General features: G+C 68.8%; 1 protein-coding gene. It reads right to left on the minus strand.

Annotated features, from left to right (window positions below; genetic code table 11):
• Window positions 1-7,503, minus strand: a 7,503-nt coding sequence (locus D7Y13_RS35055) for a non-ribosomal peptide synthetase (protein WP_147452563.1), incomplete at both ends; no start/stop codon positions are given.

A 7,503-nucleotide genomic window follows, 5' to 3' on the forward strand; every position in this document is an offset into this window, starting at 1 on the left:
TGCGCAGCACCAGCGTGTTCACGAAGAAGCCGATGAGCCCTTCCAGCTCCGTCCGGTTCCGGCCCGCGATGGGCGTTCCCACGCTGATGTCCTGCTGGCCGCTGTAGCGCGCCAGCAGCACCTGCCATGCCGCCAGCAGCACCATGAAGGACGTGGCTCCCTCCTGGCGTGCCAGCGTCTTCAGCGTTTCGTTCAACGCCTTCGGGAGCAGCAGGGACGCGTTGGCGCCATGGAAGCGCTGCACCGCCGGACGCGGCCGGTCCGTCGGCAGTTCCAGCGCATGCGGGGCGCCCGCCAACTGCTGACGCCACCAGGAGAGCTGCGCCTCCAGCACGTCGCCCTTCAGCCATCCACGCTGCCACGCCGCGTAGTCCGCGTACTGCACCGCCAGCTCCGGCAGCGGTGACACGCGGCCCGCCGCGTAGGCGCTGTAGAGCGCCGAGACTTCGCGCACCAGCACGTCCATCGACCAGCCGTCGGACACGATGTGGTGCATCACCAGCACCAGCACGTGCTCCGTTTCCGTCAGCCGCAGCAGCTTCGTGCGGAAGAGCGGACCCTGGCTCAAGTCGAACGGACGAAGGGCTTCCGCGCTCACCCGACTCCGGAGTTCCTTCTCACGCAGGGCCTCCGGCACACCGTCCAGTGCAGTGAAGCTCCAGGCCACTTCTTGAGACGAAGCAACCACCTGGAAGGGCTGACCGTCGTGCACCTGGAACGACGTGCGCAGGGATTCGTGGCGCCGCACCAGTTCGTCGAAGGTGCGACGCAGGGCCTCCACGTCCACGGTGCCACTCATCCGCACCGCCATCGGGAGGTTGTACGACGCGCCTCCCGGCTGGAGCTGATCCAGCAGCCAGAGGCGTTGCTGCGCGAAGGACAACGGCTCCCGTCCCGTCCGCGCCACGGATTCCAGCTTCGGCACCGTCAACGCCTGTCCCGTGCTCCGTGCCGCCTCGACCTTGAGGGCCAGCTCCGCGACGGTGGGGGCTTCGAAGAGGGCTCGCAGTGGCAGTTCGACGTTGAACGCCGTGCGGATGCGCGACACCGCCTGCGTCGCCAGCAGCGAATGGCCTCCCAGTTCGAAGAAGTTGTCCTGGATGCCTACCTGCTTCACTCCCAGCACCGACTCCCAGAGCGAGGCGAGCACCTGCTCCGTCTGGCTGCGCGGCGCAACGTAGACGTGCGTGCGCTCTGCCCCAGCCTCCGGCTTCGGCAGCGCCTTGCGGTCCACCTTGCCGTTCGCGTTGAGCGGCAGGGCCGGAAGCATCACGAAGGCCGACGGCACCATGTACTCCGGCAACCGGCCCTTCAGTGCACCTCGGAGCGTCGTGGCGTCCACCGTGTGGTTCGGCTGCGCCACCACGTACGCCACCAGCCGCTTGTCACCGGGCGCGTCCTCCCGCACCACCACCACCACGTCGCGGATGGAAGGCTGCGCTCCCAGTGCCGCTTCCACTTCTCCCAGCTCGATGCGGAAGCCTCGCACCTTCACCTGGAAGTCCATTCGGCCCAGGTATTCCAGCGTCCCATCCCGGCCCCACCGCACCTTGTCGCCCGTGCGGTACAGCCGTGCCCCGGCCTTCTCGCTGAAAGCGTCCGGCACGAAGCGCTCCGCCGTCAGCCCGGGCTGGCCCAGGTAGCCGCGCGCCAGTCCTTCGCCTCCCAGGTACAGCTCTCCTGGCACGCCCACCGGCACCGGCTGGCCCTTCGCGTCCAGCACGTATGCCTGCGTGCCCTCCAGTGGACGGCCGATTCGCGGCTCCGTCTTCGCTCCGCGCTCCACCCTCGCGTGCGTCGAGTACGTCGTGTCCTCCGTCGGGCCGTAGAGGTTGTTGACTTCCTTCACCTGCGGCAGCGCGTACAGCGCTTGCACCAGTCGGTTTGGCAGGGCCTCTCCGGCCAGGTTCACCGTCTCCACGCTGGGAGGGATGCCACCGCTTCGCACCAGCTCCGCCACCGCTGAAGGCACCGTGTTCAGCAGCGTCACGCGCTGCGCTTCCTTCAGTCCGGCCAGCGCCAGCGCGTTCTCCGCCACCACCACCGTGCCGCCGCTCACCAGCGGCGCGAAGACTTCGAACACCGACAGGTCGAAGTTCAGCGACGTCGCCGCCAGCACTCCCTTCAGCTGCTCCGCCTTGAAGGTCGCCGTGGCCCACTGGAGGAAGGCCACCGCGCTTGCGTGCGTTACCGCTACGCCCTTCGGACGGCCCGTGCTTCCTGACGTGTACAGCACGTACGCCAACTGGCTGGGGACGCTGCTCGCGCTCAGGGGTGAGGCGACGTAGCCGTCCAGTACCTTGGCATCCGTGTCCAGTCGCACGCGCTGGCCCGAGTACTCCGGCAGCACGTCTTCCAGGCCTGCCTGTGTCACCACCACTGGCGCGCCCGTGCCCTCCAGCATGTGGGCCAGACGCTCCTTCGGGTACGTCGCGTCCAGCGGCACGTACACGGCTCCCGCCTTCAGCACGCCCAGCAGCGCCACCACCATCGCTTCCGTGCGCTCCACGCACACGCCCACCCGGCTCTCCTCCCCCACTCCCAACGTCCGCAGGTGACGCGCCAACTGGTTCGCCCGCGCCTCCACCTGCGCGTACGTCAGCTCCGCGCCTTCGTGCACCACCGCCACCGCGGCCGGCGTCTTCGCCGCCTGTGCCGCGAAGAGACCGTGGAGGACTTGAGTGGACTCACGCTCCGGAGCCACCGCCCCTGCGAAGTGCTTCAGCACCTGCTGGCGCTCAGCCGTCTCCAGCAACGGCAGGTCCCAGACGCTTGCATCCGCGTCCTGCGTGAGCCCAACCAGCAATGTCCCGAAGTGCCCAAGCAGTCGGCGTGCCGTCTGCGCGTCGTACAGGTCCGTGTTGTATTCGAGCGACGCCGCGAGCCCCTGCTCCGTCTCCGCCAGCCCCAGCGTCAGATCGAACTTCGCCGTCGACCCTTCCGTCTCCAGCGACCGCAGCGTCAGCCCTTCGTTCGGACGCACCTCTCCCGTGTTCGGCGAGACCGTCTGCATCGTGAACATCACCTGGAACAGCGGCGTGCGGCTCAGGTCGCGCTCCGGGTTCAGCTCTTCCACCAGCTTCTCGAACGGCACCTCCTGGTGCGCGTACGCGCCCAGCGTCGTCTCTCGCACCTGACGCAGCACCTGACGGAAGCTCGCGCGCTCCTCCAGCTTCGTGCGCAGCACCAGCGTGTTCACGAAGAAGCCGATGAGCCCTTCCAGCTCCGTCCGGTTCCGGCCCGCGATGGGCGTTCCCACGCTGATGTCCTGCTGGCCGCTGTAGCGCGCCAGCAGCACCTGCCACGCTGCCAGCAGCACCATGAAGGACGTCGCGCCCTCCTGGCGTGCCAACGTCTTCAGCGTTTCGCTCAACGCCTTCGGGAGCAGCATGGAGGCGTTGGCACCGTGGAAGCGCTGCACCGCCGGACGCGGCCGGTCCGTCGGCAGTTCCAGCGCGTGCGGGGCGCCTTCGAGTTGCTGGCGCCACCAACCGAGTTGCGCCTCAAGCACCTCGCCCTTCAGCCACCCACGCTGCCACGCCGCGTAGTCCGCGTACTGCACCGCCAGTTCCGGCAGCGGCGAGGGACGACCCTCGGCGTACGCGCCGTAGAGCGCGGAGACTTCGCGCACCAGCACGTCCATCGACCAGCCGTCGGACACGATGTGGTGCATCACCAGCACCAGCACGTGCTCGGTGGCGCTCAGCCGCACCAGCGTCGCGCGGAAGAGTGGACCCTGGCTCAAGTCGAACGGACGAAGGGCTTCAGCCCCCACCTGCTTTCGGAGGGTCCCCTCTCGCTGTGACTCCGGCAGGCCGTCCAGTGCCGTGAAGCTCCAGGTCGCTTCCTGGAACGGAGCGACCACCTGAATGGGCTGGCCGTCGTGCACCTGGAACGTCGTGCGCAGGGACTCGTGGCGGCGCACGAGTTCATCGAACGTGCGACGCAGGGCCTCCACGTCCACGGTGCCCGTCAGCCGCACCGCCATCGGGAGGTTGTACGACGCCCCTCCCGGCTGGAGCTGATCCAGCAGCCAGAGGCGCTGCTGCGCGAAGGACAACGGCTCCCGTCCCGTCCTCGGCAGGGCTTCCAGGCGGGGGGCCACCAGGGCCAGCCCCGCGCTCCGGGCTGCATCCACCTTGAGGGCCAGCTCCTCGACCGTGGGGGCTTCGAAGAGGGCTCGCAGCGGCAGCTCGACGTTGAAGGCCGTGCGGATGCGCGACACCGCCTGTGTCGCCAGCAGCGAATGGCCTCCCAGCTCGAAGAAGCTGTCCTCGATGCCTACCTGCTTCACGCCCAGCACCTGCGCCCAGAGGTTCGCCAACACCTCTTCGGTTTCCGTGCGCGGGGCCACGTAGACGTGCGTGCGCTCCGCTCCGGCCTCCGGCTTCGGGAGGGCCTTGCGGTCCACCTTCCCGTTCGCGTTGAGCGGCAGGGCCGGAAGCGTCACGAAGGCCGACGGCACCATGTACTCCGGCAGCCGTCCCTTCAGTGCACTCCGCAGCGTCGTCGCGTCCACCGTGTGGCCTGGCTGCGCCACCACGTACGCCACCAGCCGCTTGTCACCGGGCGCGTCCTCCCGCACCACCACCACCGCGTCGCGGATGGAAGGCTGCGCCCCCAGCGCCGCTTCCACCTCTCCCAGCTCGATGCGGAAGCCTCGCACCTTCACCTGGAAGTCCATTCGGCCCAGGTACTCCAGCGTCCCGTCTCGGCCCCACCGCACCTTGTCGCCCGTGCGGTACAGCCTCGCTCCTGCCTTCTCGCTGAAGCCGTCCGGTACGAAGCGCTCCGCCGTCAGCCCGGGCTGCCCCAGGTAACCGCGCGCCAGTCCTTCGCCTCCCAGGTACAGCTCTCCTGGCACGCCCACCGGCACCGGCTGGCCCTTCGCGTCCAGCACGTACGCCTGCGTGCCCTCCAGCGGACGGCCAATCCTCGGCTCCGTCTTCGCTCCGCGCTCCACCCTCGCGTGCGTCGAGTACGTCGTGTCCTCTGTCGGGCCGTAGAGGTTGTTGACTTCCTTCACCTGCGGCAGCGCGTACAGCGCTTGCACCAGTCGGTTTGGCAGCGCCTCTCCGGCCAGGTTCACCGTCTCCACGCTGACGGGAATGCCTCCGCTTCGCACCAGCTCCGCCACCGCCGACGGCACCGTGTTCAGCAGCGTCACCCGTCCAGCGTCCTTCAATCCAGCCAGCGCCAGCGCGTTCTCCGCGACCACCACCGTGCCGCCACTCACCAGCGGCGCGAAGACTTCGAATACCGACAGGTCGAAGTTCAGCGACGTTGCCGCCAGCACTCCCTTCAGTTGCTCCGGCTTGAACGTGCCCGTCGCCCAATGGAGGAAGGCCACCGCGCTTGCGTGCGTTACCGCTACGCCCTTCGGCCGTCCGGTGCTTCCCGACGTGTACAGCACGTACGCCAACTGCGCAGGCGTGCTCGCCTGTGCCGGCGGAGTGGTTTCGTAGCCACCCAACCGCACCGCGTCCGTGTCCAACCGCACGCGCTGACCCGTGTACTCCGGCAGCACATCCTCCAGGCCCGCCTGGGTCACCACCACCGGCGCGCCTGTCCCCTCCAGCATGTAGGCCAGTCGTTCCTTCGGGTACGTCGCGTCCAGCGGCACGTACGCGGCTCCAGCCTTCAGCACGCCTAGCAGCGCCACCACCATCGCTTCCGTGCGCTCCACGCACACGCCGACTCGGCTCTCTTCCCCCACCCCCAACGTCCGAAGGTGACGCGCCAACTGATTCGCCCGCGCTTCCACCTGCGCGTACGTCAGCGCCGTGCCTTCGTGCACCACCGCCACCGCTGCTGGCGTCTTCTCCGCCTGCGCTGCGAAGAGGCCGTGGAGGGTTTCCGCACCCTCTCGCTCCGGGGCCACGTCCCCCGCGAAGCGCGTCAGCACCTGCTGGCGCTCCACCGTCTCCATCAGCGGCAGATCCCAGACGCTCGCATCCGCGTTCTTCGTGATGGCGCCCAGCAACGTCCCGAGATGACCCAACAGCCGCTGTGCCGTCTCCGCGTCGTAGAGGTCCGTGTTGTACTCAAGCGACGCCGCGAGGCCTCGACCCGTCTCCGCCATTCCCAGCGTCAGGTCGAACTTCGCCGTGGTGCCTTCCGTCTCCACAGGACTCAGCACGAGCCCACCCGGCAGCGCTTCTCCCGAGCCGCCCGGCGTGTTCTGCATCGTGAACATCACCTGGAAGAGCGGCGAACGACTCAGGTCGCGCTCCGGCTTCAGCTCCTCCACCAGCTTCTCGAACGGCACTTCCTGGTGCGCGTACGCGCCCAGCGTCGTCTCTCGCACCTGACGCAGCACCTGGCGGAAGCTCGCGCGCTCCTCCAGCTTCGTGCGCAGCACCAGCGTGTTCACGAAGAAGCCGATGAGTCCTTCCAGCTCCGTGCGGTTACGACCCGCGATGGGCGTTCCCACGCTGATGTCCTGCTGGCCGCTGTAGCGCGCCAGCAGCACCTGCCATGCCGCCAGCAACACCATGAAGGGCGTCGCGCCCTCCTGACGCGCCAGGGCCGCGACGCCCTCTTCCAGCGCTCGCGGCAACTGGATTCCGGTCCTCGCGCCCCGGAAGCTCTGGGTCGCCGGACGCGACCGATCCGTCGGCAGCTCCAGCGCGTGCGGGGCGCCTTCCAACTGCTGGCGCCACCAACCGAGCTGGCCTTCCAGCACATCGCCGCGCAACCAGCCGCGCTGCCACGCCGCGTAGTCCGCGTACTGCACTTCCAGCTCCGGCAACGGTGACGCACGGCCCGCCGCGTAGGCGCCGTAGAGTGCCGCCACTTCGCGCACGAGCACATCCATCGACCAGCCGTCCGACACGATGTGGTGCATCACTAGCACCAGCACGTGCTCGGTCTCCGACAGCCGCGCCAGCTTCGCGCGGAAGAGCGGTCCCCGGCTCAGGTCGAACGGACGGGTGGTCTCCTGCCTCGCGAACCGGCTCACTTCGGCGGCCTGCTCGGCGGCGGTCCAACCGGGGAGCACGATCACTTCAAGGGCCGACGCGACTCGGGGAGCGATGACCTGGACCGGCTGGCTGTCCCGGGTCTCGAAGGTCGTCCGCAGCGCCTCGTGCCGACGCACCAGCTCCGCGAACGTGCGCTCCAGGGCCGCCACATCCAGACGCCCCGACAGCTTCACCGCGGACGCCATGTTGTAAGAGGCGCTGCCCGGCTGGAGCTGATCCAGGAACCACATTCGCTGCTGCGCGAACGACAGCGGCAGGTCGCTCGCGGCGCGATCCACCGCCACGAGCTTCGGGACCAGGGCTTCCTGTCCCGCCCGCTGCGCCGCCTCCACGCGCAGGGCGAGCTTGGAGACGGTGGACGCCTCGAAAAGGGCCCGCAGGGGCAACTCCACCCCGAAGGCGCTGCGCACCCGCGACATCGCCTGTGTCGCCAGCAGCGAGTGGCCTCCCAGGTCGAAGAAGTTGTCCTCCGCCCCCACCCTCGCCACGCCCAGCACCTGCGCCCACACCTGCGAAAGCA

It is taken from the genome of Corallococcus praedator (assembly GCF_003612125.1).
Lineage (GTDB): Bacteria > Myxococcota > Myxococcia > Myxococcales > Myxococcaceae > Corallococcus > Corallococcus praedator.